Annotated in this window: 25 protein-coding genes and 1 tRNA gene; 10 read left to right on the top strand and 16 right to left on the bottom strand. The window is 64.2% G+C overall.

Annotated features, from left to right (window positions below; genetic code table 11):
• The first annotated feature begins 15 nt into the window (after nucleotides 1-15).
• The 3 genes from RAD04_RS25020 (at nucleotide 16) to RAD04_RS25010 (ending at nucleotide 1,550) form a co-directional block, all read left to right on the top strand.
• Complete coding sequence (locus RAD04_RS25020) at nucleotides 16-300, top strand: hypothetical protein (RefSeq protein WP_091963402.1); 285 nt, start codon at nucleotides 16-18, stop codon at nucleotides 298-300.
• Nucleotides 301-739: 439 nt separating this feature from the next.
• The gene (locus RAD04_RS25015) at nucleotides 740-958 is read left to right on the top strand and encodes a hypothetical protein (protein ID WP_091963404.1); all 219 of its coding nucleotides are present in this window, start codon (nucleotides 740-742) and stop codon (nucleotides 956-958) included.
• A 160-nt stretch (nucleotides 959-1,118) separates the two neighbouring features.
• Nucleotides 1,119-1,550 carry a hypothetical protein gene (locus RAD04_RS25010; protein WP_091963407.1) on the top strand — a complete coding sequence of 144 codons (432 nt, stop codon included), beginning with the start codon at nucleotides 1,119-1,121 and terminating at the stop codon, nucleotides 1,548-1,550.
• Nucleotides 1,551-1,577: 27 nt separating this feature from the next.
• Here the strand turns inward: RAD04_RS25010 and RAD04_RS25005 are convergent, their stop codons facing one another.
• From RAD04_RS25005 to RAD04_RS24995, 3 genes are all read right to left on the bottom strand, one after another.
• On the bottom strand, nucleotides 1,578-1,880 hold the full coding sequence (locus tag RAD04_RS25005) for a hypothetical protein (protein WP_018317940.1): 303 nt from the start codon (nucleotides 1,878-1,880) through the stop codon (nucleotides 1,578-1,580).
• A 140-nt stretch (nucleotides 1,881-2,020) separates the two neighbouring features.
• A complete protein-coding gene (locus RAD04_RS25000) occupies nucleotides 2,021-2,248 on the bottom strand; it encodes a hypothetical protein (RefSeq protein WP_028144530.1) in 228 nt (75 codons plus the stop codon).
• 151 nt (nucleotides 2,249-2,399) lie between these two features.
• Nucleotides 2,400-2,612 carry a hypothetical protein gene (locus RAD04_RS24995; RefSeq protein WP_461625890.1) on the bottom strand — a complete coding sequence of 71 codons (213 nt, stop codon included), beginning with the start codon at nucleotides 2,610-2,612 and terminating at the stop codon, nucleotides 2,400-2,402.
• A 150-nt stretch (nucleotides 2,613-2,762) separates the two neighbouring features.
• Between RAD04_RS24995 and RAD04_RS24990 the strand changes: the two genes are divergently transcribed.
• Entirely contained in the window at nucleotides 2,763-3,842 is a 1,080-nt protein-coding gene (locus tag RAD04_RS24990) for an AI-2E family transporter (protein WP_370092373.1), read from the top strand.
• A gap of 141 nt (nucleotides 3,843-3,983) precedes the next feature.
• Entirely contained in the window at nucleotides 3,984-4,382 is a 399-nt protein-coding gene (locus RAD04_RS24985; protein ID WP_165637610.1) for an NUDIX hydrolase, read from the top strand.
• Here the strand turns inward: RAD04_RS24985 and RAD04_RS24980 are convergent.
• Together RAD04_RS24980 and RAD04_RS24975 are read right to left on the bottom strand one after the other, a co-directional pair.
• On the bottom strand, nucleotides 4,379-4,657 hold the full coding sequence (locus tag RAD04_RS24980; protein ID WP_461625889.1) for a hypothetical protein: 279 nt from the start codon (nucleotides 4,655-4,657) through the stop codon (nucleotides 4,379-4,381). The two genes, RAD04_RS24985 and RAD04_RS24980, sit on opposite strands and share 4 nt — an antisense overlap.
• A gap of 158 nt (nucleotides 4,658-4,815) precedes the next feature.
• Entirely contained in the window at nucleotides 4,816-5,055 is a 240-nt protein-coding gene (locus RAD04_RS24975) for a hypothetical protein (RefSeq protein WP_028144534.1), read from the bottom strand.
• Nucleotides 5,056-5,857: 802 nt separating this feature from the next.
• Here RAD04_RS24975 and RAD04_RS24970 point away from each other — a divergent pair.
• A complete protein-coding gene (locus RAD04_RS24970; protein ID WP_461625952.1) occupies nucleotides 5,858-8,962 on the top strand; it encodes a DEAD/DEAH box helicase in 3,105 nt (1,034 codons plus the stop codon).
• Between the two features lie 1,195 nt (nucleotides 8,963-10,157).
• Nucleotides 10,158-10,826, top strand: coding sequence for a hypothetical protein (locus tag RAD04_RS24965; RefSeq protein ID WP_461625888.1), 669 nt, complete (start codon nucleotides 10,158-10,160; stop codon nucleotides 10,824-10,826).
• A 62-nt stretch (nucleotides 10,827-10,888) separates the two neighbouring features.
• Here RAD04_RS24965 and RAD04_RS24960 read toward each other — a convergent pair whose 3' ends face one another.
• The 3 genes from RAD04_RS24960 to RAD04_RS24950 all read right to left on the bottom strand — a co-directional run bounded on the left by RAD04_RS24960 (nucleotide 10,889) and on the right by RAD04_RS24950 (nucleotide 12,118).
• Nucleotides 10,889-11,131 carry a hypothetical protein gene (locus RAD04_RS24960; protein WP_461625887.1) on the bottom strand — a complete coding sequence of 81 codons (243 nt, stop codon included), beginning with the start codon at nucleotides 11,129-11,131 and terminating at the stop codon, nucleotides 10,889-10,891.
• Nucleotides 11,132-11,598: 467 nt separating this feature from the next.
• On the bottom strand, nucleotides 11,599-11,769 hold the full coding sequence (locus tag RAD04_RS24955; RefSeq protein WP_018317950.1) for a hypothetical protein: 171 nt from the start codon (nucleotides 11,767-11,769) through the stop codon (nucleotides 11,599-11,601).
• Nucleotides 11,770-11,923: 154 nt separating this feature from the next.
• Nucleotides 11,924-12,118: a hypothetical protein gene (locus tag RAD04_RS24950; protein ID WP_461625886.1), complete on the bottom strand. Its 195-nt coding sequence runs from the start codon at nucleotides 12,116-12,118 to the stop codon at nucleotides 11,924-11,926.
• A 386-nt stretch (nucleotides 12,119-12,504) separates the two neighbouring features.
• Here RAD04_RS24950 and RAD04_RS24945 point away from each other — a divergent pair, with 386 nt between their 5' ends.
• On the top strand, nucleotides 12,505-12,744 hold the full coding sequence (locus RAD04_RS24945) for a hypothetical protein (RefSeq protein ID WP_461625885.1): 240 nt from the start codon (nucleotides 12,505-12,507) through the stop codon (nucleotides 12,742-12,744).
• A gap of 1,142 nt (nucleotides 12,745-13,886) precedes the next feature.
• Here RAD04_RS24945 and RAD04_RS24940 read toward each other — a convergent pair.
• The 4 genes from RAD04_RS24940 to RAD04_RS24925 form a co-directional block, all read right to left on the bottom strand.
• Nucleotides 13,887-14,051 (bottom strand): hypothetical protein, encoded by a 165-nt coding sequence (locus RAD04_RS24940; protein WP_461625884.1) that lies wholly within the window; start codon nucleotides 14,049-14,051, stop codon nucleotides 13,887-13,889.
• 375 nt (nucleotides 14,052-14,426) lie between these two features.
• Nucleotides 14,427-14,502: transfer RNA gene (locus tag RAD04_RS24935), tRNA-Lys, on the bottom strand.
• Between the two features lie 349 nt (nucleotides 14,503-14,851).
• A complete protein-coding gene (locus RAD04_RS24930) occupies nucleotides 14,852-17,518 on the bottom strand; it encodes a glycosyltransferase (protein ID WP_461625883.1) in 2,667 nt (888 codons plus the stop codon).
• A gap of 217 nt (nucleotides 17,519-17,735) precedes the next feature.
• On the bottom strand, nucleotides 17,736-18,326 hold the full coding sequence (locus tag RAD04_RS24925) for a hypothetical protein (RefSeq protein ID WP_028144541.1): 591 nt from the start codon (nucleotides 18,324-18,326) through the stop codon (nucleotides 17,736-17,738).
• A gap of 368 nt (nucleotides 18,327-18,694) precedes the next feature.
• Here RAD04_RS24925 and RAD04_RS24920 point away from each other — a divergent pair, with 368 nt between their 5' ends.
• Complete coding sequence (locus tag RAD04_RS24920) at nucleotides 18,695-20,254, top strand: glycoside hydrolase family 17 protein (RefSeq protein ID WP_461625882.1); 1,560 nt, start codon at nucleotides 18,695-18,697, stop codon at nucleotides 20,252-20,254.
• Here the strand turns inward: RAD04_RS24920 and RAD04_RS24915 are convergent.
• From RAD04_RS24915 to RAD04_RS24900, 4 genes are all read right to left on the bottom strand, one after another.
• Entirely contained in the window at nucleotides 20,214-20,594 is a 381-nt protein-coding gene (locus RAD04_RS24915) for a hypothetical protein (protein WP_018317956.1), read from the bottom strand. The genes RAD04_RS24920 and RAD04_RS24915 overlap by 41 nt on opposite strands.
• Before the next feature lie 276 nt (nucleotides 20,595-20,870).
• Nucleotides 20,871-21,311: an MgtC/SapB family protein gene (locus tag RAD04_RS24910; protein ID WP_018317958.1), complete on the bottom strand. Its 441-nt coding sequence runs from the start codon at nucleotides 21,309-21,311 to the stop codon at nucleotides 20,871-20,873.
• Nucleotides 21,312-21,538: 227 nt separating this feature from the next.
• On the bottom strand, nucleotides 21,539-21,796 hold the full coding sequence (locus RAD04_RS24905) for a hypothetical protein (protein ID WP_461625881.1): 258 nt from the start codon (nucleotides 21,794-21,796) through the stop codon (nucleotides 21,539-21,541).
• Between the two features lie 176 nt (nucleotides 21,797-21,972).
• Nucleotides 21,973-23,346 carry a hypothetical protein gene (locus RAD04_RS24900; protein WP_461625880.1) on the bottom strand — a complete coding sequence of 458 codons (1,374 nt, stop codon included), beginning with the start codon at nucleotides 23,344-23,346 and terminating at the stop codon, nucleotides 21,973-21,975.
• Nucleotides 23,347-23,520: 174 nt separating this feature from the next.
• Between RAD04_RS24900 and glmU the strand changes: the two genes are divergently transcribed.
• Entirely contained in the window at nucleotides 23,521-24,876 is a 1,356-nt protein-coding gene (gene glmU, locus RAD04_RS24895) for a bifunctional UDP-N-acetylglucosamine diphosphorylase/glucosamine-1-phosphate N-acetyltransferase GlmU (protein ID WP_461625879.1), read from the top strand.
• Nucleotides 24,877-24,929: the final 53 nt, after the last annotated feature.

Genomic DNA, 24,929 nt, shown 5'->3' with positions numbered 1-24,929 from the left:
CTCGGGAGCGAGTGCATGCGAGGCGCCTGGCTTTTCCTTTTCGCGACACTGATCGTAGCTCATCCGGCTCATGCCGGCGGGCCGTACCCTGCTGTGCCGCCGGAGACCGGGGTCGCGCCGTTCGTGGGGCCGACCTGGGACGCCTATCGTTGCGCCGGAGGGACGGTCACCAACTTCTATCACGGTGCCTATTACGGTGAGGAGCCGCCGGCGCTCTATCGCGGCTACGCGTACCGGCCTTACTATCGCTACGGCGCCTATCGCAGATATCCGCGCACCTATTTCTGCGTCACGGATTAAAGCGCGATGCGATTAGGATGAATCGTCATCGCGCTTTGGGTTGTTGTTTAAGCATGATCTTTTCGGAAAACCGCTGCGCACTTTTCCGGATCATGCTTTAGCGTTGCCGTGCGGCCACGATGGGCCTGCAAGCAGGCGATAAAATCGGTTCCTGTGTTTGGTTTTTAACAGAGGTATTTCCGGCCGGCTGCTAGATATGCGCCTACCGGGGCTGGCGACATTTCAACCCGCATCCGTTTTCGAACCCGGCTTTGGCCGCTGGCGTAACCGCCAGCGGCCTTTTCCTGCCACCCATCACGAAATCATCGAATGGTAACGCGATCTCAACCAGCCTGGCGTATCGACGAATCCGTCGCGGATTTGTATTGCGTACCGCGACACCGAAATTGTCCCGCTGGCCTTTGTGCGCCGCGCGGCCCTTTTCGCCGGGACAGATTTCATGCCGAGCGCAATTGAGCAGATCGTCGACAGCTATGTGCGGCTGAAGAACCGGCGCGGGCTCGACGAGCTGATGATGCACAGGCAGCGGCTTGCGGTCGATCTGAAGAGCAGGTCCGGCTATGATTTCAGCCTGCCGATTGGCCAGATCGACGAGGAGATCGCGATCATCGAGGCAGGACTCAGCCGGCTCAAGGCGGAAAATTCCAAAACGGTCTAACGGGGGGCGAGGCGGGCTCTCGCGTGGGTTGGGGACGACGCATCGTCGCAGTCCGAGACCGGTTCATGCATGGTTCAGGCCGGCCATGTCTCAATCCCCGGGTCGTTTCGTGGGACACGAATCCTGCTAGGCTTGTCCCCGTGATTTTGGAGGAGACGTCATGATCGAGCTTGCGCTGGCCGGCCTGCTGGCATTTGCAACCGTGCCTGCGGCATCGCCTGAGCCCATGGTGGAGCAAGTTCAGTTCAGGGCTGCTCCGGGCGGACGATGCCCGGACGGCTATGATTTCAACCACTCGAACGGCCGCTGCTACCCCAACGACTATCATGCGCCGGGTGTCTACACGCGGAATCCCGGGCCGCACGAATACTACGGACGCCAACGCGGCGGCGGCCTCTGTCCGCACGGCTACGACTACAATTACTCGAACGGCAGCTGCTATCCGAACGGGGCGCACGGGCCCGGCGCTTACGGGCGTTCCGAAGCCTACGGACGACGCGGCGGGCTCTGTCCCGACGGCTACGATTACAACTATTCGCGCGGCCAGTGCTTTCCGAACGGCGCACGCGCGCCCGGCATGTACGGGCGGTGATCGATCGCCGTGCTGAGCCCGGCGCGCTCAGTCGCGCCGGCCGCCGTCGATCACCGTGAACAGCGGCCGAGCCGGGGTCGGCTCGACCAGCAATTCCTCCACCAGCGCGGTGGCCGCATCGACATATTTGCGTGTCGGCTTGTCGAGCGGGCGCTTGGCTTCGTCGTCGAGCGCGATCTTTGCGGCTTCGACCAGCTTGCGCATCCGCGCCGCATGGTCGTCGCCCGCCGTCAGCGTCGCGCGCGCCAGCGAGCGCAGCACGAACAGCTCGCCCTCGAGGCGGAGCAGGCGGTCGTTGAGCCTGGTAAGGACGGCGTTGAGGTCGGCCATGTCTGCTGTTCGGCGCGGAGGATCCGTCCTGATCTAGCGGCGATCGGTGAACGGAGTCCAAACAGTACCGGTGCAATTCGGCCGATCCACCGGTCCGTCCGGGATGACCGGCGCGGCGCAATCACGGCGCCGTGGACAGCCTACCACTCGACGTCGGCCCAGCGCCTGCCGAACACGGGTGGCCGTGTCTTCACCGCCTGCCAGCCGAAGAAATGATGCTTGCCGGACCAGGCGTGCACCACGCCGCTACAGATGCTGCATTTGAAGCTGCCGGTGTGGGCTTCGCTGTGCTCTTCCCTGGTCGCGGTGTAGTTCATGCCGCAACCTGCACAGGTGAATTCTTCGATCGTCCAGATGCTGTTGGCCATTTGACGGAATGCTTTTTGTTGACCTCGACCCACGGTAGTCACGGGCGTTTGCAGCGGCGTAAACCGGGGCAGGGAAATCCGGTTAACGGGCGTTAGCCACGCCCGGCCGCCATCGCGGGCCATGCGAGATCGGCGCGGCCCCGCAGCCGGATCAGCTGCCGCTTCGCATATCCCGGTCGATGCGCATCTGCACCCGCCTGACCGCGAGCTGCCGCAGCCTGCCTTGCACCCGTCCGGAGCGGACCCTGGCGCCGATCGCATAGGCATATTGCCAATAGCCCGGCGCGGCGTTCGGCCTCAGGGAATAGCGGACACCGCGGTGCATTCCCGCGCGTGCATCGGATTCTCCGGGAGGGTCTGTCATCGTCTTTCGAATGCGGGATGGCCCCGATGTGTTCCTAATCGTGGGCCCCGGCAGTTCCAGTCGCCTTGACGCCGGATGCGTTGCTGGCAATAACGGCTAGACCTCGCAAGCACCGGAAGTTGCGTTCATGCCGCAAGGAAAGCTGTGCCCGTGAAAAGTCTCCGTCAGCTCCTGACGGGAGAGGATGTCATCCAGCTCGTGATCCGGCTCGGCCTGCTCGCCCTGCTGATCATCTGGACCTTCCTGATCATCCGCCCGTTCGTGCCGATCCTGGCCTGGAGCGGCGTGCTCGCGGTCGCGTTCTATCCGGCCTTCAGCTGGGTCGCAAAAATCCTCGGCGGCCGACCCAAGACCGCAGCAGTGATCCTGACCCTGATCACGCTCGGCATCGTCATTGGCCCGGCGACCTGGCTCGGCATCAGCGCGGTGGACGGCGTGCGTGAGCTGGCGCATCAGCTCGGCACCGGCGATCTGGCCCTTCAGGCCGCGCCCGAGCAGCTCAAATCGTGGCCGCTGGTCGGCCCCTTGCTCTACGAGCTCTGGGACCAGGCCTACACCAACGTCCGCGCGGTGGTACGCGAGGTGGCGCCGTATCTCCAGCCGCTAGCGGGCCCGCTGCTGTCGCTCGCGGGCGATGCCGGCGTCGGCACGCTCCAGTTCCTGGTGTCGGTGTTCGTGGCCGGCTTTTTGTTTCCACATGGGCCGCGGCTGGTCGCGGCCAGCCGCGGTTTCCTGTTTCGCATCGTGCCCGAGCAGACCGAGCATTTCCTGTCGCTCGCGGGCGCGACCATCCGCGCCGTGGCGCAGGGCGTGATCGGCGTCGCGATCGTGCAGGCGCTGCTCGCCGGCATCGGCTTCAAGCTCGCCGCGGTGCCGAGCGCCGGCCTTCTCGCCTTCATCGTGCTGCTGCTCTCGATCGTGCAGATCGGCGCCTTCCTCGTGCTGCTGCCTGTCATCATCTGGATCTGGACCGCCAAGGACGTCACCACGGCGCTGCTGCTCACCGTGTTTCTCGTCGTGGTCGGCTTCCTCGACACCATGTTGAAGCCGCTCGTGATGGGGCGCGGCCTGACCACGCCGACCATCGTGATCTTCGTCGGCGTCATCGGCGGCACGCTGGCCCACGGCATCGTCGGCCTGTTCATCGGGCCGATCATCCTGTCGGTGGCCTGGGAGATGATGATGGCCTGGATCAGGACCGAGGATCGGGCGGGAGCGGCCGAGGGGTGATCTTGCCTCGATCGGCGCGATCTTTCCGCCGTGTCGCCAGGACCCGAGGGATCGCGGCCTGTGATCAAAACGTGCCGGGAACTTGTCTGTTCGACTAGACAAGTTACGATCGGGACGATTCTGGTTTCAATGACGGCAGCAATGGCGAAGTCTTCCAAACTGGTTGCCGCGCGGCGCGGCAAGGTCTTGTTGGTCAGACGCCGGTCGGACGGCCTGTGGATGTTCCCGGGCGGCCGCAAGCGCGCGCGAGAGTCCGACAAGGACTGCCTGCGGCGTGAGATCAGGGAGGAGCTGCCCAAGCTGAAGCTCGGCAGGATCAGCCTCTGGAAGGAAGTGACGGCGAGGAACAAGCGCTCCGGTCGCAAGATGAGCGACGCGATCTTCATCGCCAAGACAGCCAAGGGCAGGCTGGCGATCGGCGACAAGAAGGAGATCGACCGCGCCGCCTGGCAGAAGCCGCGCGGCATCCGTCTGACGCCGACCTCGCGCTATATCCGCGACCGCCTGTTTCCGAGGAAGCAGAGGCGGAAGGTGAGCTAGTCCTCGCGTCCCGCCGATCGTGTTCGTCCGGCGAACCTCCTCGACTGCTGCCCCTGCGGTTCGGGCGCAGCAAGCTTCGCGGCCTCGCGCATCTCCTTGCGGACCTTGCGCGCATCGCGCATCGCGCGCTTGACGAAGGGATGCTGGGAATCCTCGGCGAAGAACAGCACCACTTCGCAGCTCGGACATTGTCTGGAATAGCCGTCCTGCAACCGCCCGGCGCGATCGCGAAACACGTTCTTGCACCGCGTGCACTGAATCTGGACTGAACTCATGCGCGGACAACAATGATTTTGGGAAATGGATCGTCAGATGATCCCAAATGTCTGAAGAAAGCCTGAATGCCTTTGTGGCGAAATGCTCGCAGACCGCGCGGGCAAGCGCCATCGGCCGCGGCCGGCGGCGGAACAGCCGGTTGGAAAACGGTCAGCCGCTATTGCTTGGCCGCCATCGTGTCCAGGCACTGGTTGAGAAAGGCGGTGCGATCCCTGGGCAGCACTTTCTCGAGATCCGCCTTCAGCGCGCATTCGCGCTGGCGCAACTGCTCGGCCCGGCGCTTCTCGGCCGCCTCGCGGAATTCGGGAGCAACCTTGTTGGGATCGACCAGCGGCTGTGAGCGGGCGGGAGCCGTCGCAAGCAGTGCAATGGCGGCGATGAAAAAGATTGGTTTCAAATGAGCCTCCGTAAAAGGAGGCATCCTAGCGTGCGACGGGTGCGCGCTCAAACCGGGGAATGCGGTACCCCGTTCCGGCGTGATTGGCCGCGCGGGCGAACTTCCGTCGGCGACTTTGGAACGACTTGGCACGGCAAACGTCGAATCCTGGCTCCCGGCCCATCCCCAAGCCCCAAAACCCCCAGGCTGGGAGTAAACCTTCCCCACAAAGGTTGGCGACCTCGGTCTCACCGAGGTCGTTTGTTTGGCGTATGTGAACCAGTTCACAAGCGCGCGGTGAAATCGCTGCTATGAAGACGTCATTGCTTGACCAGTTCATTTTGCTCGAAACGCCCCAGCGTGGCTCCAAGCGCTGGGGTTTTTCGTTTCTCTCCGGGCGCAGAATGTTTACAATCGCGCCAAGCGTCGCATCGACAGACGCAGATCTCGCGCCGCGCTAGTTCCGGCCCGAGCTCGATCAACAGCCAAATTGTCGGGATCGCGGCGCCGCGCCGAACGTTGCCACCAGGCGTGCGTTCACCGGGCAAATCCCATATGCAAGGCGAGAAGTCGCCGAATCGGAATGAGGGCGGCTGGCGTTCAGTTGACGACGGCTTACGACCAGAAACGGATTCAAGTGAGGCTTACCAAAAAGGCGCGGGTGGCCAAGACGCCGCCGAAGAAGGCGTCACCGCACAAGACGTCACCGAACAAAACAACGGCGAACAAGACGTCGCCACGCAAGGCGCTGCCAAGCAAGACGTCGTCAAGGAAGAGCAAAGCGGCGCAGCGCGCTGCGATCTCGTCCTCGTCGCCGCTCGGCGTGCTGGCGCTCCATCTGCTTGCCCAATGGACGCAGTCCGGACGCAGCGGCATCGTTTTTCTCGCCGAGAGCGAGAACAGGGCGGAGCGGCTCGGCAGTGTCATTCACGCGCTCGACCCCTCCTGTGAGGTGCTGGTATTTCCGCGCTTGAACACTCTGCCTTTCGATCAGCTCGAGCCGTCGCACGAGCTCGCAGGGCGCAGAGCCTCGGTCCTGCGGCGCCTCGCAAAATCCAAGAAGCCGCTCTTTCTCGTCTCGACGGCCGAAGCCGTGATGGAGCGGCTGCCGCTGCCGGCGAGCCTGTCGCGTCTGAGCGTGAGCCTGAAGGTGGGCGGCACGTTCTCCGAACAGGATCTCGAGACGCAGCTCGAAGCGCTCGGATACGATCTCGACGACGAGCCGGATTATCCGGGTGGGGCGCTATTTCACGGCCAGACCTTCGAGATTTTTCCCGCCGGCGCGCTGGGGCCGTTCCGGATCGAGCATTCGGATCGCGCGATCAGGCGGATCGTGGCGTTCGATCCGAACGAGCACAGGATCATCTTCGAGACCAAGGAGCTTGTGGTCGATCCCATGTCGGAGCGGCTTGGCCTTGCCGGCAAACGCGGCAAGCGCGCGAGCCTGTTCGACTATTGCGGACGCGCCAAATGGATCGCCGATGCGGGCGTGCCGGTGCATGCCGACGGCTGGTTTGACACGATCGAAGAGGCCGCGCCGCGTGCGGAACGTGAGCGCGAATATCTCGGACGGCGCGACTGGAAGCAGCTCTCCCGGGGCATGAAGGTGTTGCCGCGCGCCTCGTCCTTCCAGACCGTCCCGGAGTTCTCGAAGCTGACATCCACCAGGAAGGCGCTGCGTGCCTTCGTCGAGGAGACGCGCCGGGCCGGATCGCGACTGATCCTCGCCGCAGCGCATGAGGACGATCTGCGCGTGATGGAGCGGATGAGTGGCCTCAAGGCGCAGCGTTGCGAAGATTGGGATGACGCGGCGCGCGGGCGCAGCGGCGAGGCGGCGCTGCTGGCCGATCTCGATGCAGGCTTCGTCATGCCGGGGAAGAAGCCTCTCGTCGTCGTGACGGCGTCCGACGTGCTCGGCAGCCGGGCGCATCATCCGCAGCCGATGGCGCGCGCCTGGAGCGCGGCCTTCGACCATGCCGATGTGCCCGAGCAGGGCACGGTGGTCGTCCACCTCCAGCGCGGATTGGGCGTGCTCGACGGCCTGCAGACCGTGAACACCGGCGGCGGCGCAATGCGGGAGATGATCCGCCTGAAGTTCGCCGGCGACAATGCGGTGCTGGTGCCGCCGCCCGATCTCGCCCTGATGTGGCCTTATGCGGCAGAGCTCGGCAAGCTTTCGCTCGACAAGGCGGACGGCAGCACGTGGTGGGCCCGCCGCGGTGAGGCCGAGCGCGAAATCCAGGTGGCAGGCAAGGCGCTGGCCAAGCACATCAGCCAGCGCCGCAAGCGGCGCGGCGACAAGCTGGTTCCGCCGGGATCGGCCTACGAGAAGTTCGTCGCGCGTTTCCCTTACTTCACGACGACCGACCAGGCCAAGGCGATCGCCGACGTGTTGGACGATCTTGCGTCCGGCCACCCGATGGATCGGGTGATCTGCGGCGACGTCGGCTTTGGCAAGACCGAGGTGGCGCTGCGTGCGGCGGCCGCCGTCGTGCTGTCGGGCAAGCAGGTCGCGATCGCGGTGCCGACGACGGTGCTGGCACGGCAGCATGTCGCAACGTTCCAGAAGCGCTTTGCGCCGTTCGGCATCGAAGTGGGAAACCTGTCGCGGGGGACCTCGGGCGCGGAGCTGCGCGAGACCAAGGAGGGACTGCGCAGCGGCCGGATCAAGGTCGTGATCGGCACGCAGGCGCTCGGTGGCAAGGACGTCAAGTTTGACGATCTCGGCCTCGTCATCATCGACGAGGAGCAGCATTTTGGCGCGGCCGAGAAGGCCAAGCTGTCCGGCCTCGCGAAGAATGTTCATGTGCTGATGATGAGCGCGACGCCGATCCCGCGCACGCTCGCCGCGGGCCTAGCCGGCTTCCGCGACCTCAGCGTGATCGCATCGCCCCCGGTGCATCGGCTGCCGGTCGCGACCCGGATCGCGCCGCTGTCGGATGCGGCGATCGCCTCCGCGCTGCTGCGCGAGCAGCGCCGGCACGGCCAGAGTTTCCTGATCTGTCCGCGCATCCAGGATCTCGATCCGATGCTCGCGCGGGTGCAGGCGGTGGCGCCGGACCTGCGCATCGTCTGCCTGCACGGCAGACTAGCGGCCGACGAGATCGACGACCGCATGATGAGCTTCGTCGAGGGCAGGGCCGACGTCCTGCTCGCGACCAACATCGTCGAGAGCGGCCTCGACATTCCCCGTGCCAACACCATCGTGGTCTGCTGGCCGGAGAAGTTCGGCCTCGCCCAGCTGCACCAGCTGCGCGGGCGCGTCGGCCGCGGCGGTATCCGCGCCTTCGCCCATCTGTTGACCGAGACGCAGTCCGGACAATCCGAGAAGCGGCTTGCGGTGCTCGAAGAGTTCAGCCGGCCCGGCGCCGGCTTTGCCATCAGCGAGCGCGACCTCGATCTGCGAGGCGCGGGCGATCTGTTCTCGGAGCAACAATCCGGCCACGTCCAGGTGTTCGGGCCCGTGCTCTACAGCCATCTCCTGAAGATGGCTTCTGAGAAGCTCGATGAGGGGCAGGCGGTGTGGGTGCCTGACCTGAACCTGCCGGTCGCGGACATGCTGCCCGAGACCTATGTGCAGTCCGAGCCGGTGCGCCTCGAGCTCTATGCGCGCGCGGCAAGATGCACCGATGAGGACGATCTCGAAGACCTCGAGGAGGAAACCTCCCGCCGCTTCGGCCCGCAGCCGAAGGTCGCGCGCGACTTCTTCGCCGCGGCTAGGCTCAGGCTCGAATGCAAGCGCAGAGGAATCATTCGCCTCGACGTCGGCCCTGAAGCGGCGGCCGCAACCTTCCTGCCCGGGCGCTTGCGGAAGTCGAAGGGACGGTCACTGCAACGCGACGGCGACCGCGTGGTCCATCATGCCAAGATGCAGGACGCGCCGTTCGAGCGGGTGGAGGAGTTGTTTGAGGTGCTGGACGAGGGGTGAGGGGCTCGCGCGATCGTCAGCGCGAACAACTGCGAATTCGTAGCGGAATCCCTGTTCCACCATTATAGTTAATTGGGGTGTGGCGAAGGAGATTGTCCGATGTCACATGCTATTCCGCCGATCATTGTCGCGATTGTCGCAAGCTCATGTCTGTTGGCCCTGGTGCAAGCAGGCGGCGCGAATGCCGGGTCGGCAGGAGCGGGCACGGGAACGGGGCCGGGTAGCGCTGGCGGCTCGGCCCCTTCTGGAATGGGGACGAGTGCGGGCAATGCAGGTCCTTCCGCACCCGCGGGGATGGGGACGAAGGACACCGCCCCCGGTGGAGATCTGGGCATTAACAGCCAACCGACCAATCCCAACGTTCAGCCCGCCACGCCCGCGAGGTCGCGGGCGGCAGCTCAGGCCGCGAGAAATGCCGGGGCTGGTCACGTCCAAAATGGCCTGCCGATCGGCGCGATTGGGAGCGGCACGAGCAATGAGGATCAAATCGCCACTGGTTCGGCGTCCTCCCAAAACAGATTACGGCCGGCAACACAGGCTCAGGGAAACACCGGAGTTGGCTCGGATGTTCAGTCAGGGAGAGGCTCGAGCCTTTCAGACCAGCGAGCCGCACGAGCCGGAGACAAGGTGCTCGATGCCAAGGCCCAGGTCGAGCGGCGAACGATTGTGTCGCGCAAACGCGCTACGAGCCCGATCGGACGAGGTTTGTAATCTGCGAGCGGATGGAGGAGCTGTTCGGAGTGCTGGACGAGGGGGAGAGCGCATCAAAATGCGAAAACAACCCCATGCACAGTAGCTAAGTGCTGCTGGCACAAGATGTTCTTCCTGGGCGGAAGGGCAGGTTGCGACTATTTGCGCGCGCGCCTCGTCCTTCGAGACGACCGCTTCGCGGTCTCCTCAGGATGAGGCTAAGCTGCACCGGTGCTCGCAAAAAACGAGTGCCGCGCATCCGGTCCTCATCCTGAGGGCTCGCCAACGGCGGGCGTCTCGAAGGATGGCCAAAGGCGACATCGCTTCGTATGCGACTGCCCCGTAATCGGCCGGGGCCGCCGCGCCCGTTGGCCGGCCATGCCGCTAACGTGGAATTAATCCAAAATGCTCACAATTTTAGACAGTTGTGTAAGGGTGCTGCGTACAAGGGGTCGTCGCGAGGACGGTCCAGGGGCGGTTTCCTGTTGCTCGCTCACTGGGGTCAATGCAAATGACCGCGACTTTCGAAACGACAAGCTTTGCTGAAGAGCTCGACGCTGCAGCCCTTGCAGCTGCCGCAGCGGAGCAGGAACCCGCGGTCCAGGAAACCCCGGTTCCAATCAAACAGTCCAGCCGGAAATCGGTCCTGGCCCTGTCGGTGTGTGCCCTGGCCATCAACGGCGCGGCGGCCATCTACACCTCGCCGTCCGATTTTCGGTCGCTGAACGTCGGCAGCCTGGTTGAACTGCTTCCGCGCCTGGAAGCGTCCGTGCCGAAGCCGGATCCGGTTGTCGCGGCCTTGAAGGACATTCAGTCGGCCCAGCAGCAACACACGGCTTCGCTGCAGGAGAACAATCAGGCCTTGCAGCAGAATGCGGCGCTGGCGCAGCAGGATTCAATGGTGCTGCTGTCGCTGCGACAGAGCATCACGGACGAACGGGTCGACGTGAAGAAGATATCTTCGCAGCTGTCCACGCTGATCGCGAAGATCGATACGCTGCAAAATGCGATGACGTCGGACGTCACCTCGTCCATTCGGAGGGCGCATGCGCGCTACGGACTGTCCGCCGCGATGCGCAAGCGGATGGTTCGCGAAGCACAGCCCCTGGGGCCAGTTTCGGTCGGAGGCGCTCCGCTGACGGTGCCGGCTGCGACGGCCGCTCCGGAAAGCTGACGACCGCAACTTCCTGATCGACCGAGGTCGCCCCGGAATTGGCCGTCAGGTCTGACAGTCCGTCACTTCGGGGCGTGGTCGATCTTGTGCTGCAGATGCCCGGTGTCGTGATCGCGGCGCAACTGGCTCAGCGACGTCTCGTTCAGCTGAAGCAGGACCTCGCTGAGCGCAGTCGTATCGGGATAGCCGGCCGCAAAACCCCTTCCGTAGATCTTGCGCAACGTGCCGACCAGCGTGTTGCCGTGCTTCTTGCTGATCGCGCCATCCTTGTCGCGGTGGCGGCCATCCAGGCCATGTTCCTTCATGGGTTCGCTCCCTGTGCGGCGTCTTGAGCGCCTCCAGAGAGCCTGCTCCCAAACGAGTTGACTGGCAATGGCATCGCGCGCGGCAGTTGCGAGCTGATTGCACCAGGGCAGGCGCCCGCGCTTCTCTCCAGCTTGTGAAGCCGCGCTCGATTGTAGTGAGCCGATCGGCGCATCAGATGACAGCGGGCGATTGCTCGATTGGAGTTGATGCGATGCGCTCTCTTCTTGCCATGGGTCTGCTGCTGGCGCTGTGCACCTCCGCGAATGCCGCGCCGGTGCATCACCCCCGCGCACGCCATCCTGCGGTTGACAGGCTCCGCGCGAATGCTGGTCCGCCGGCGCGCTTTGCCGTCCCTGGTTGGAGCGACGATGCAACGCTGCGCTGGCTGAACAACGCCTCGTCAAACGTCGGCCGAGGCGGATAGCCGCGCAAGCGGGCGTTGATGATGGCTCGAAGGGCGGGGCGGCTAGGCGGCCTGCTCTTCGAAGGAAGTGTAGACCCGGCCGGCGGGATCAACGACCTGAACGTCCCAGCACCCGTCCTCTGTAAGCTCTTTGGCTTTCTTGAGGGCGGCGGCGAGTGACAGTCGCTTGAGACTGACGACGCCCGCCGTGTCGAAACCGTTGATTTCAAACATGCCGTTCCTCCGGTTTTGGTGAATCCTACACGTTTCCGGCGGGTTGTCAGCGGGTTTTTGGGGCGGGCTGGGCGAGCAGCAAGCTCAGAAAATCTCGCAGCATCGGCAGGCGCAGCCTTCCGCAGGCGCGTCTTTCAAAATGCGGCGCGCCTTTCTACGGCCGAGACGGGGCAGTCGCTGTCTTCCGCTCAAGCATGGCCATTTCAACTTGATCAGCCAGGACCGTGAGGTGGCTTGCAAGCCGGTCGAACATTTCGCGCTTGCCTGGATCGGTTGCCAAATCGCGGATCAGGGCGCATTCGGCCGCATCTTTCCGCAGTTTCTCGATCTGGGCCAGATAGTCCTTCATAGGGCCATTGCTCCGTTCCCCGCAAATGGAACGTACAGGCAATGTACGAAAGCGAACAGAAGTGATTGCCGCATTTTCCTAGTCTAGGGTGGCTTTGGCCTTCCCCAAAAAGGTCCAAGCACCTCCAGCGGCCCCGGCCTCCCCACCCCAGAAGCCCCCCACGGCCGGGGCCGTCCCCTGGCGATAGCCCGACCGATCGATCGCATCCCGTGAAGTTGATCTTCTCCGCGTTCGCGATATCGGGCGTTGAGCCATTTTGCGGCGCACGCCGCTGCGACGACGGCGCGGCACTTCCAATAGGAACTGTCCCCTCGCCACCGCATTTCCGATTTGCATAGTTTTCCCGGTTGTCTCGGTTGGTCTTCGAGTGGCCCAGGGGGCGTACAATGGGCACTGGTGATCACACCGCTGTGCTGAAACAGCGTTTCGACGAGCTAGCTTCCGGGATTTCCGAGTTGGAAGATTTGCGCTCCCGCGTGATCGCGGCCGAGCAAATGCAAAAGATGCGTAGCGCCGACCGCAAACCGGCCGCACCAATCCGCCGGACTGCTAAACTCAAATCATCGTCGGCAAAACCCGATCGGCCAAAGAAGCGCCTGGCGCGGCCGCCCAGCGTCGGGCAATGACGTCGACGCCGGGCTTCCGGCAATGCCAATGCCGGCTAGACTTTGGCAACCGTCATCAGCATTCGAGCGTGGCCGAAATACTCAACTAGTGAACGACGCGAAGAAAATAGTAGCCGACGCCGCCGATGACGAGCACCGTGGGGACGGCCCAGAGTATGAATACCGGCATGTCTACCTCCTTCAGTTACCTCCGGTAGCGGGATAACTTGGCAGAGATGGTGCCGTTCCCGCCTTCTAAAGGCGGGGATAATCTTCGCGTTGCACTGCTTGAGCAGGTTGAGCTTCGGGAGATTCGGATTAGCGCCTAGGACGGGTTGAGCATTTGCGAAACCCATCGCAGGCAAGTCGGTCGGTCACTTCGCGGGATTTTGAGGATTGCTCCGATAATCGATCGCGGATCGCAGCAGCGTTGATCGCAACGAGTGATGGGTTTTGCAAGAGCTCAAACCGACTTACGCGCCGAGTGCTATTCCAGCGGAATGGTGTCGACGCGCAGACAGGGGCGGCACTGGAAAGCATGGACTGCAGGCAGATTGAGGATGGCGGGGAGCGTAGCCAAAAACGTCATCGGCCGTCCGCACTTGGAGCAGATCAGAACGGGCGGGCTGTCTTTCGCTACGCAAACCATCGCCAAAATGCCTGGAAGGGTAGGGCACAATAGGCGGATGCTGCGGGGAGTTCATCTCGGGGGGACTACTGGGGTTTATCGGAATTTGGCACGCTCGTTTGCGGCGACGAGCTACCAGAGCTCTATTGCGCATGAACGAGAGTGCGAACCATGCTCGGCGTCGAAATCGCGAGGATGGGGACTTTTCGCGTAGGCCTAGTGCAACACGCGGGCGGCCTCGGCGAGCCGAACCCTTTCTCTCAGCTCCTCGAGCTCCTGAAGCATTTTCAGGAGATCGGGCAGGACGTTTGCTCGCTTCAAAATTCGGGTCGTTTGTCCCATCGCTATACGCCTCCATAGCCTCCTGACGGCGAGCCACATCAAGGCGCACACAGGCAAATTTTCCCCTGCAAGGGAATGAACAATCTTAACCAGATCATGGTGGGATGATCGCGGAGCCTGGACAACGCGAAGCGATCCTTTGCCGGGGATTGCGCGTCATCCGCGATAGGCGGGCCATCGGCCTTGCCGGGCCTCACCGGCTCAGCGGTTGCCAAGCCAGCATAGACAAGGCGCGGCTCGATATCAGACAGGCGGACATCATCAGGCCAGCGATCGGCGCTACGTGATGGCCGCAGTGGCGGTAGACCACGACGCCCTGCAAGCCCATCTCGCGTATCTTGCCGAACGTGATCTTCACCGGTCGGCGGTCCGCGTGCGTGGGCGTGTGGCGTCGAGCAGAGCCAGGCATGTCGCTATCGAAGCGCGGCGCAAGCCGGAGTCGAGTTATCAATTACTTGGGCTTCGGAACGCGCGAGCTAGCGCCCCGTAGGTGTGCAAAGATCACTGTGACGATCTACCGGGGGCTGGTCGCCTTTGGAAAATTTCACCCTGGCCTCCGTGATGATTGCGCCCACGCGATCGAGATAACGCGCAACCAGTTCCGTCGCAGGTATGTCCTTAAACTCCGCAGGAATGTTCTTCATGTTCACGCGCAATCGATTTGCCAACACGGTGCCCACACAGAGCTTTTCGGTTCGGTTGGTCTTGTTGGCGAAGCTATTGATCCGGCTTTTGGTGAGCGCGCTGGGGCTCGAACCCAGGACCCCGTGATTAAAAGTCACGTGCTCTACCGGCTGAGCTACGCGCTCCCATGGCCGCTGATGGCACGTTAGAGATCGCCATCGTGGTCGGACATTCGAGAAGCATGTCTTGCCGCTACGCTTAAGCTGGCGTCGCGGGGAAAAACCGGCTGTTTCCGGATCATGCTTTCGGCCCGCGCTGTGTAGGGGGATGGGGCGCTGAGGTCAATAGCGGGGGTGGGTGCTGAAAGTCTTGGCAGGAGCGGCGATTTGCTCGCGGTTTCCGCCGCTTAAGGCGGAAAGCTCAACCCGAATTGGCGGGCCGTCATCCACGCCGAACTGTCAGGGGTTGCCGGACCGGCTCGGCCTGCATGGTTCGAGACGCCCGCTTTGGCGGGCTCCTCACCATGAGGGTCTGTCACTTCGCCTCCCGCCGCACCTCGTTCGGCACGGGCTGCGGCGTGCCGGGGGCCGGAAGCGCGACCGGGCGCAGGCCGATCAGCTCGGCGGTGCGGATCGCGCTGTCGCGCCAGAATTGGAACGAGTTGATGCGGCTGAGCTCGAGGATGGCGATGGCGACGGCGGCCAGGAACGGCAGGCTCTGCAGCACCAGCACCCCGGCGAAGATGTAGATCTCCGTGATCTGGCGGTAGCTGTTGGAGGCGATCAGCACGCCGGCGCCGATCAGCAGCAGGGCGCCGATCACGGCCTCCCAGAACGCCTGGAACTCGATGGACATCCTGGACAGACCGCCCTTGGAGGTGCGGGCGAAGGCGATGTGCTCGGTGATGAGGCCCTGCGCCACCGCGCGCGACACCGTCCACTGCACGCTCATGGCCGCGATCATGGCGCCCAGCATTTGGCCGGGCTTGATGGCGACGCGGGCGCGGTACATCGACAGGAAGTGCGCCAGCGAGACGATGAAGGCGCCGATGATCGGCAGCGTCAGGATCTTGTCGGGGATGGCAATGTCGGCGAAGGCGACGATCGGCACCCAGACGAGGTTGAGCAGCGCCACGACCACGCCGAGGCTTTCCGCGCCCAGCCAGTTCAGCCAGCCCAGGCCATATTCGCGCTTCTGGTCGGGCGTCAGCCGGCTCTTGCCGGGCAGGAAGTAGCGCCAGTGCTTCTTCACGATTTGGAGGCCGCCATAGGCCCAGCGGTGACGCTGCTTCTTGAAGGCCTCGTAGGTGTCGGGGAGGAGGCCCTGGCCGTAGCGGTGGTTGGTGTAGTGGGTCGTCCAGCCGAGCTCCTGGATCGCAAGGCCGAGATCTGAATCCTCGCAGATCGTGTCGGACGACCAGCCGCCGGCCATGTCCATCGCCGCGCGGCGGATCAGGCACATCGTGCCGTGCACGATGATGGCGTTGGCCTCGTTGCGCTGGACCATGCCGATGTCGAAGAAGCCGGCATATTCGCCGTTCATGATGTAGTGCATGATCGACAGATCGCCGTCGCGATGCTCCTGCGGCGCCTGCACGAGGCCGACACGCGCATCAGCGAACGCAGGCACGAGATCCTTCAGCCAGTCGGGATCGACGGCATAGTCGGCGTCGAGGATGCCGATGATCTCGGCATCGGCGGCGGTTCGGTCCATCGCGATGCGCAGCGCGCCCGCTTTGAAGCCTTGCACCTTCTCGGCGTTGATGAACTTGAAGCGTTCGCCGAGCGCGCGGCAATGGTCCTGGATCGGCTGCCAGAACGCAGGATCCGGCGTGTTGTTAATGATGACCACGCATTCGTAGTTCGGATAGTTCAGCCGCGACAGCGCATCCAGCGTCTGCTTGAGCATCTCGACCGGCTCGAAATAAGCGGGGATGTGGATCGAGACCTTCGGGCAGTAATTCTCGGGAACATTCTCGACCGGCTTGCCCTTGCTGAGCAGCCGCTGCGGCGACCGGCCGAAGGCGACCGCTGCGATCTCGTCGATGCGCGCCATCGCAATGAGGACGAGCGGAACAAGCAGGATCATGCCGAGCGTCAGCGCGAAGGCCGAGCCGAAGATGAAGTAATGGCTGTTCCAGAACGCGAACACGGTCGCGGCCCAGGCGCCGACGCCGTTGGCGGTCGCCGACAGCAGGAAGGCCTGCTTCGCGGTCGGCTTTTCGATCCGCAGGATCGGCAGCGACAGCAGGATGCCGACCAGGAGCGCGATGCCCATCAGCTTCCAATAGTCGGGGTTCTCGACCGGACCGGTCCAGGCGAATTTCGGCTCGCGGCTGGCGTTGAGGATGCCCCAATACGGACCGACGCCGCCTTCGAAGAATTTCCAGGGCTGATCGATGGCTTCGACGATGTTGTATTCCATGCCGATGGCTTCGGCGCGGCTGACGAAGTTGCGCAGGATCAGGGCCTGCTGGAACGGACCCGGATCGGCGTTACGCAAATTGTAGCCCTGGCTCGGCCAGCCGAACTCGGCGATCACGATGCGCTTGCCGGGGAACAGGTTGCGCAAGAGGTTGTAGCGGTCGACGGCCTGGTCGACCGCCTGGTCGGAGCGGAAGTTTTCCCAGTAGGGGAGCACGTGCGCGGCGATGAAATCGACGCTGGAGCCGAGGTCGGGATTGTCGCGCCAGATGTTCCAGATCTCGCCGGTAGTGACGGGCACGCGGACCGAGCCCTTCACCTTCTTGATCATGTCGATGAGGTCTTCGACCTTCTGCTCGCCGCGGTAGATCACTTCGTTGCCGACGACGACGCCGACGACATTGCTGTTCTTGCGGGCGAGCTCGATGGCGGCCTTGATCTCGCGCTCGTTGCGATCCTTGTCCTTGTCGATCCAGGCGCCGACGGTGACCTTGAGGCCGAACTCGGCCGCGATCGGCGGCACCAGTTCGACGCCGCCGGTGGACGAATAGAGGCGGATCGCGCGCGTCATGGTCGACAGCGTCTTCAGGTCGGCGCGGATTTTCTCGACGGTCGGGATGTTGTCGATGTCGGGGTGAGCCGAGCCTTCGAACGGCGCGTAGGAGACGCTCGGCAACTGGCCCCTGAAATCAGGCGCGGGTTCCTTGTCGCGCAAGACTCCCCATAGTCCTGCGTGAAGCGCAGACACGAGCAACAGAACGGCGGCGACAACGCGCATCGCGGCAAAACCTGAAGGGGCTGAGGGGGCAGGGAAGCGGATCCGACCCCGAGATCCGACCAAGTCCGCGGCAAAGGGAGCATATCTCCGCCGCACGGTTTCACAACTGTCATGGCCTCATGTCCTTATGAGGGCATGGCCTTTTTCGAACGACGCGCGGCGGTGCCGACGGCGTCTATGGCCGATCGTTCCTGAACGACAGCTGAAACGATCGCGGCTATTTCTGGGGCGCCGGCGTCGGGCTTGCCGCGGGCGATGGGCTGGCGGCCGGCTGCGGCTGCGCATTGTTGGCAGCGGGAGCGGCCGGCTGTGCCGCTGCGGCCGCCGCCTGCTGCGGCTGGGCCGCCGGGTTGATCCAGCAGGCGTGCACGCGGCTGTCCAGGGTCTCGGCGACCTTGGGATCGATCTGGCCGCCGAACCGGGTCAGGCAGCGGAAGGCGGCCTGGATGTGGCCGCCGGGGCAGCCGAAGCGGTCGTAGAGGTCGAGATGGCGGAACGCGGTATCGAGGTCATCCCGCCACATCAGGCGCACCACGCGCCGGCCGAGCCAGACGCATTCGGGATTGCCGGCCGGGCCGCTGATGACCTGGGCCGCTTCGGCGAATTCGTCGGTACGGCGCTGGTTCTGGGCCGCATCCTTGGCGGCGTCGGCGGGCTGGGCGGCGGCCTTGCCCTGGTCCGGTGCGGGCGTGCCGCTCTGGGCGGAGGCGCCACCGAGACCGGCGAGAACGAGAAGGCAGGAGACGGCCAAGGTGGCGGCGAACTGCCGCAGGACCGCATTTCGTGACTCGAACACCCGTTGCCGCATGAATTCCCCAATGTATCCGCTGGCCGTCCGCGTCAGGATCCCGCGGACGCGCCGGTGATGGCGTCCAAATGGGTCTCCAATGCGGCGGAAAAGTCTTTCGGAGTCCATGACCTGTATTTGGAATTTTGTCCAGCAAAGTCACGATGCTAGGCCCCGGTCGAACGGCCGCAGCCCAATTCCTTTGGGGCAGGCGTGGATCCTTTAGTGTGGATCGGCATTTGGACACCCGCTTGGACACCCTCTTTGGACACCCCCTTGGCAGACGGCGTGCAAGCAGGTAATCGACGGACCCTTCGCGGAGGACGGAACCGATTTCTCTTCGTACGCCACTGGCGCTTCTGCTCGTTTCACTGGGTGCGATTGCTGCCGTGTGGTGGTGGTTGGCGACGCCGATCACGCTCGCGCGCGCCCCGATCGATCCCGCCGAGAAGGTTCAATGCGTCTCCTACGCGCCGTTCCGCGGCGAGCAGACGCCGCTGAACGCGTGGACCCATATCGACGCCGAGCAGATCGAGCAGGATCTGCGCCAGCTCAAGGAAATCACCGACTGCGTCCGCACCTATTCGATGGAGAACGGGCTCGACCAGGTGCCGGCGATCGCCGCCAAGGTCGGCGGGCTGAAAGTGCTGCAGGGCATCTGGCTCTCCAGCAACCGCAGCAAGAATTTTGAGCAGGCCGCGCTCGCCATTCGTCTCACCAAGGAATTCCCCGCCATCATCACCGCCGTCATCGTCGGCAACGAGGTGCTGCTGCGCGGTGAGATGACGACGGCGGATCTCGTCGCGATTATCCGCCTGGTGAAGACGCAGGTCAGCGTGCCCGTCACCTATGCCGACGTCTGGGAATTCTGGCTGAAGAACCGCGAGGTCTATGACGCCGTCGACTTCGTCACCATTCACATCCTGCCTTATTGGGAGGATATGCCGGTGAAGGCGAAGTTCGCCGCCGCCCATGTCGAGGCGATCCGCGAGCGTATGGCGGTGGCGTTTCCGGGCAAGGAAATCCTGATCGGCGAGACCGGCTGGCCGAGCGAAGGGCGGATGCGCGACGGCGCGCTGCCGTCCCGTACCAATCAGGCGCGGGTGGTCTCGGAAATCCTGGCTCTGGCGAAGGCGCAGAAGTTTCGCGTCAATCTGATCGAGTCCTACGACCAGCCGTGGAAGCGCAAGCTGGAAGGCACCGTCGGCGGCTATTGGGGCCTGTACGACTCGGTGCGCCGGAGCTTGAAATATCCGCCCGGCGAGCCGATCAGCAATTTCCCGTACTGGAAATGGTATATGGGCGCGGGCATGGGCCTTTCCGTGCTGGTGTTCGCGGTCGCCCTCATCACACTGCGCCGGCGGCCGTGGACGCCGCGTTTCTCGGCCTGGCTCGGCGTCGCCATCTCGGCGACGACGGCAGGGAGCCTGCTCGGGATCGGCGCCGACAAGCTTTATTATGAGAGCTACGGCATCGGCGGCTGGCTGCTCTGGGGGGCGCTGCTCGCGGCCGGTATCCTGTCGCCGATCTTCTGCGCGCAGGCGATGGTGATCGGCCGCAGCCTTCCGACCTTCCTCGATCTGCTCGGTCCGCGCGAGGGCCGCAAATGGTCGAAGCTCACCGCCGTGCTCGGCCTGACGCTCGCGGTGACGGCCGTGATCGCGGCCGCCACGGCGCTCGGCTTCGTGTTCGACCCGCGCTACAAGGATTTCCCCTACGCCGCGCTGACAATGGCGGTGGTGCCGTTCTCGCTTTTGATGCTGAACCGGCCGCAGATCGGCCAGCGTCCGATCGCGGAATCGGTGTTCGCGGGCGTGCTGGCGCTGTCGGCGGTTTTCGTGCTCTTCAACGAAGGCCGCGACAATTGGCAGTCGCTGTGGACTTGCACGATCTATCTGTTATTCGCGCTTACGCTGTGGCGGGCGCGGGCCGAGCAAACCCAAGAATGAACAGGCCGATCGCCAGGCCCGACAGCACGACATTGTAGAGCACGATGCCGAGGCCGGCGGCGATGATGCCGACGGTGAGCAGCACGATCGACGGCCGCATCAGGTTCAGCGTCGCAACCACCAGCGCGACGATGCCGAACACCGAATTCTTGAACAGCACCGTCGAGACCGACCGCGCCTTGCAGATCATCGTCTGCAGCCCGGCGTCGCAGGCGAGAGCGACCTGCGACAGCTCGATCGCAAGATAGCGCAGATAGAGCGCATAGCCGACGGACGCGAAGCCGACGACGATCAGGAACTGCACCTGGTAGGGCGAGAGGCGGAAGGGCTTTTTTGTCATGGCGGCAATATGGTCGTGATGGCGCGGGCAGGCAACAGGGCAGGCGATGTTTCTGTTGATCCGGCTCGCCCAAGGCGTGCGCGAGGGGCCGTCAAAGCCGGTTTTGCGTCGCCCGATTCTGGTCCGCGAGCCGTCGCTCGTATTTCTCGGCCAGCTCCCGGACCAACGCGAGTTGCTCCCGCAGAAAATTCGCGTCCGTCATCTCCGCTCCGAATCAAATTCGTCGCGGATACTGCCGCCTTACGCGGATCTCTTCCGTATCATTTGGTATGTCCGCTATTTCAATCCCAGCCGGCGCTCGACCCAGCCGAGAACGAAAAGCACGAGCAACGTGACGGCGATCGCTGCGGCGACCAGCAGCCAGGCTCCGAGCGCGCAGGCAATTCCAAGGCCGGCCGCAATCCAGACGGTCGCCGCGGTCGTGAGGCCGTGCACGGTCTTCGCCTTGGCGTCGTGCAGGATGACGCCGGCCCCGATGAAGCCGACACCAGTCAGCACACCGGCAACGACGCCCTGAATGACCCGGGAGATCGCATCGGGGTGGTCGCGCAGATTCTGGAACTCGATCACGGAGATCGAGACCAGCGCGGAGCCGAGAGCCACCAGCGCCAGGGTGCGCATTCCCACCGGCTTGTCGTTCATGTCGCGGTCGATGCCGATCAGCAATCCTGTTCCCGCCGCGACGAGAAGCCTCAGCACATCATCCAGTTCGTTCATCGAAGCTCGTGCGTTTGGGGAGACGGACGCTTGGCGCGCGCCGGCAGATCGGGACTAAACGCTCGCTTGGTGAGAAAGAGCCGCTGAGATCCGAGCGTCCGATGGTCGCATGCTCGCGCAACTCTGAGCGATCATCGACGATCAGGCGGAGAGGCTCCGTTCGACAAGGCGAGGGCGCCGACCAGCCCGGTCGGCGCCCTCTCAGAGTAGAACGCGACCGCGCACCATCACTTCTTGCTGGTGTTCGAGCCCGTCGTGTTCTGCATCTTCTGTCCCGGTGCGCTTTCCGAGTGGCCCGGTCCCGCGGTGGTATTGGTCTGGTGACCGGGGGCGTATTCGGACGCGCCGGGTCCCGTCGAAGGCTTCTTTGTGTTGTGCATTTGCTGGCCCGGCGCGTTGCTCGACGCGCCCTGCGATTTCGTCGTTTGCGCGAGCGCCGGAGCTGCCGCCAGAAGCGCGGCCGTTGCGATGATCAATGTCTTCACGTGGGTTTCTCCCTGGTCATGGAGACGGGCGCGAACGATTTCACACGTCGGCCGCTCCGGTTCACGACCGGGACAACTTGGCAATCGGCAGGTGGTTTCTCTTCTCGGACCGAAATTTAGGTTCATCGGCGCGCGCAAAAGCACGCCGGCATTCACCGCGCGTTCAGGCGCAATGTTTACCGCCTGAAGAACGACGACAGTGTCGATCCCGCGGACGCAGACGCGGTCTCCGGCTTCGCCGGAGCCGGCTGCGCCGCAGGCGGGGGTGCGGGCTCCTCGCGCTTCGACGAGCGCTTGGAGGAGTAGCTGCGGCGGCGCTGTGGCTTCTCGGGCTTTGCGCTCGGCGCGGACGCGGTTTCGGCTTGCGGGACCGCGTCCTGGTTCTTCTCGGAGTTCTTCTCTTGAACTCTGTCCTGGGACTTCTCCTGTCCCTTCTCCGAACCGCCGCGCATTGACAGGCGCTGGCCATCGAAGACGGTGGTCTCGCAGTGACGATCGTTCTCGGCGAGGCTCGCGCAGAATTTTGCGGCGGCGGCGGCGTTGACCAGCGGACCGGCACCCAGGCGGAGCTGCATGCCGAGCCCGGTGTTGCCTTCCTTGATCATGATGATCGGCCGCAGTGCTGCGATTTCCGGATTGGATTTGCTCAGGCCGCGCCAGAGCGCGCGCAGGCCGTCGATCGAATTGGCGCCGCCGAGGTCGATCGCAAAACGCGTCTGCTGGACCGCGATGGCGGGGGATTCGTTCTCGGCTGCCTCAGGCGTCTTCGCGGCTGTCGCGACTACTTCGGTCGGGGCGGGCGCCGGCTCGACTTTCTTCTCGGCGGCCTTCTCGTTGGTCTCGGGCTGAATCAATTTCGAGGCGGCTGGATCGGGCGGCGCCATGATCGACTTGGACGGCACCAGCGGTATGGTCGGCAGCGCCGAAGTCGTTGCCAGCGGCTGCTGCACGAGCGAGGCGGCGGCGGCAGTCTGCGGCGGCAGGCTCGACGGCTCCTTTGCAACTTCCTTGAGCGTATCCTTGACCGGTTCCTTGGGGGTGTCCTTGGCGGCCTCGGTGCGGGGCTTGTCGCCGGCGGAGGCGGGGGTCGAGGCGACCGGCGCGACGCTGGGCGCCGTGGGCGCGGCATCCTGCGGCTTCCCGGCCTGCGGCGGTGCGGTGGACTGCTTGGCGATGGCGCCGGTGACGGAATCGAGCCCTTGCTCGACCACGGTGACACGCGAATAGAGCCGGTCGCGATCCGTATTCAGTGTCTCGATGGCGGCCGCGAGCCGGCGGGCCTCGTTCTGGCTCTCCTTGGCCAGCGCCTGGAGCCGCTCCGCCTGGCGCGCGAGATCGGCGGACGCGACCTGGTCGCGCCGCCATCCGAGCTGGGCCTGGTTGGCCATCACCGCAATGACGACGGCGCCTACCGCCGCAACGCCCCAAGAGCCCAGCCGCCACATCATGCGACGGTCGAACGCGCTTTCCTCGGCCACCAGTCCGGAGAACAGCCCGCCGGTCTCCTTGGTGCCGAAGGCATCCGCCAGTGGGTCGGAATCCTTTGCCATGAACGTTAAGTGCCCAGCCCTGTCCGGCTTCCCCGAATCAATCAGGGAACATTAACAGGAAAAGCGTGTCGCACTTGAATTCCGGGCGTTTGCGGGGGTAGCAAGGCAAGAGCTTTTGAGGGTGGCTGCCCGCCCGTCGCGCCAATTGATTCGGCCGTATCTGACAGGATTTCGATGACCGCCCGTTCCAGCCTTACGATCGTGCTCGCCGCCGGCGAAGGCACGCGCATGCGCTCACACCTGCCGAAAGTGCTGCATCCGGTCGCCCACCAGACCTTGCTCGCCCACGTGCTCGCCGCCGCACCCAAGGGAACCGGCACCTCGCTCGCGGTCGTGATTGGCCCCGATCACCAGGCCGTCGCGGATGAGGCAAAGCGCATCCGCCCCGACGCGCTCACCTTCGTGCAGGCCGAGCGGCTCGGCACGGCGCATGCGGTGCTGGCGGCGCGCGAGGCGATCGCGCGGGGCGTGGACGATCTCCTCATTGCCTTCGGCGATACGCCGCTGATCTCGGCCGAGACCTTTGCACGGCTGCGCGCGCCACTCGCCAGGGGCGCGGCGATTGCCGCGCTCGGCTTTCGCGCCGCCGATCCCACCGGCTATGGCCGCTTCATCGTCGAGGGCGAACGCCTGGTCGCGATCCGCGAGCAGGCCGATGCCAGCGCAGAGGAGCGCAAGATCGATTTGTGCAATGCCGGCGTGATGGCGATCGACGGTCGCCGGGCGCTCGCGATCCTGGACAAGATCGGCAATGCGAATTCCAAGGGCGAATATTATCTGACCGACGCGGTCGGCGTCGTCCGCGAACAGGGATGGGAGTCCGTGGTGATCGAGACCAGCGAGGATGAAGTGCGCGGCATCAACACCAAGGCACAGCTTGCGGAAGCCGAAGCCGTGATGCAGGCGCGCTTGCGGAAGGCGGCGATGGAGGCCGGCGTCACGCTGATCGCACCCGAGACCGTTTATCTCGCCGCCGACACGGCGTTCGGCAAGGACGTGACGATCGAGCCTTTCGTGGTGATCGGCCCCGGCGTGTCGATCGCCGACGGCACCGTGATCCATTCCTTTTCGCACATCGTGCAGACGACGCTCGGCAAGAACGTTTCGATCGGCCCCTATGCGCGCTTGAGGCCCGGCACCTCGCTCGGCGACGGCGCGCGCATCGGCAATTTCGTGGAGACCAAGGCGGCGACGCTGGAGGCCGGCGTCAAGGTCAATCATCTCTCTTATATCGGTGACGCCACCGTCGGCGCCAATTCCAACATCGGCGCCGGCACCATCACCTGCAACTACGATGGCTTTAAGAAACACAAGACGATCATCGGGCAGGGCGCCTTCGTCGGCACCAATTCCTCGCTGGTCGCCCCCGTGAAGATCGGCAATGGCGCCTATATCGGCTCCGGCTCGGTCATCACCCGCGACGTGCCCGACGACGCCATGGCGCTGGAGCGCAACCAGCAGACCATCCGGGAAGGTGGCGCTGCACGCTATCGCGAGCTGAAGACGGGCGGCAAGAAGCCGGAGAAATAGGCACTATTCTGTTGTGTCGCAGCGCACTCCGCCCTCATCCTGAGGGCCCGCCG

The sequence above is a fragment of the Bradyrhizobium sp. 25ACV genome, from assembly GCF_054863005.1.
The sequence above is the reverse complement of the archived record's forward strand: the minus strand, read 5'-3'. Positions and strand labels throughout refer to the sequence as shown.

What these genes read in the sequence shown, in the direction of transcription:
- RAD04_RS25020 (WP_091963402.1), top strand. Translation starts at nt 16, where the DNA reads ATGCGAGGCGCCTGGCTTTTCCTTTTCGCGACACTGATCGTAGCTCAT.
- RAD04_RS25015 (WP_091963404.1), top strand. Translation starts at nt 740, where the DNA reads ATGCCGAGCGCAATTGAGCAGATCGTCGACAGCTATGTGCGGCTGAAG.
- RAD04_RS25010 (WP_091963407.1), top strand. Translation starts at nt 1,119, where the DNA reads ATGATCGAGCTTGCGCTGGCCGGCCTGCTGGCATTTGCAACCGTGCCT.
- RAD04_RS25005 (WP_018317940.1), bottom strand. Translation starts at nt 1,880, where the DNA reads ATGGCCGACCTCAACGCCGTCCTTACCAGGCTCAACGACCGCCTGCTC.
- RAD04_RS25000 (WP_028144530.1), bottom strand. Translation starts at nt 2,248, where the DNA reads ATGGCCAACAGCATCTGGACGATCGAAGAATTCACCTGTGCAGGTTGC.
- RAD04_RS24995 (WP_461625890.1), bottom strand. Translation starts at nt 2,612, where the DNA reads ATGACAGACCCTCCCGGAGAATCCGATGCACGCGCGGGAATGCACCGC.
- RAD04_RS24985 (WP_165637610.1), top strand. Translation starts at nt 3,984, where the DNA reads ATGGCGAAGTCTTCCAAACTGGTTGCCGCGCGGCGCGGCAAGGTCTTG.
- RAD04_RS24980 (WP_461625889.1), bottom strand. Translation starts at nt 4,657, where the DNA reads ATGAGTTCAGTCCAGATTCAGTGCACGCGGTGCAAGAACGTGTTTCGC.
- RAD04_RS24965 (WP_461625888.1), top strand. Translation starts at nt 10,158, where the DNA reads ATGCAAATGACCGCGACTTTCGAAACGACAAGCTTTGCTGAAGAGCTC.
- RAD04_RS24960 (WP_461625887.1), bottom strand. Translation starts at nt 11,131, where the DNA reads ATGAAGGAACATGGCCTGGATGGCCGCCACCGCGACAAGGATGGCGCG.
- RAD04_RS24955 (WP_018317950.1), bottom strand. Translation starts at nt 11,769, where the DNA reads ATGTTTGAAATCAACGGTTTCGACACGGCGGGCGTCGTCAGTCTCAAG.
- RAD04_RS24950 (WP_461625886.1), bottom strand. Translation starts at nt 12,118, where the DNA reads ATGAAGGACTATCTGGCCCAGATCGAGAAACTGCGGAAAGATGCGGCC.
- RAD04_RS24945 (WP_461625885.1), top strand. Translation starts at nt 12,505, where the DNA reads ATGGGCACTGGTGATCACACCGCTGTGCTGAAACAGCGTTTCGACGAG.
- RAD04_RS24930 (WP_461625883.1), bottom strand. Translation starts at nt 17,518, where the DNA reads ATGCGCGTTGTCGCCGCCGTTCTGTTGCTCGTGTCTGCGCTTCACGCA.
- RAD04_RS24925 (WP_028144541.1), bottom strand. Translation starts at nt 18,326, where the DNA reads ATGCGGCAACGGGTGTTCGAGTCACGAAATGCGGTCCTGCGGCAGTTC.
- RAD04_RS24915 (WP_018317956.1), bottom strand. Translation starts at nt 20,594, where the DNA reads ATGACAAAAAAGCCCTTCCGCCTCTCGCCCTACCAGGTGCAGTTCCTG.
- RAD04_RS24910 (WP_018317958.1), bottom strand. Translation starts at nt 21,311, where the DNA reads ATGAACGAACTGGATGATGTGCTGAGGCTTCTCGTCGCGGCGGGAACA.
- RAD04_RS24900 (WP_461625880.1), bottom strand. Translation starts at nt 23,346, where the DNA reads ATGGCAAAGGATTCCGACCCACTGGCGGATGCCTTCGGCACCAAGGAG.
- glmU (WP_461625879.1), top strand. Translation starts at nt 23,521, where the DNA reads ATGACCGCCCGTTCCAGCCTTACGATCGTGCTCGCCGCCGGCGAAGGC.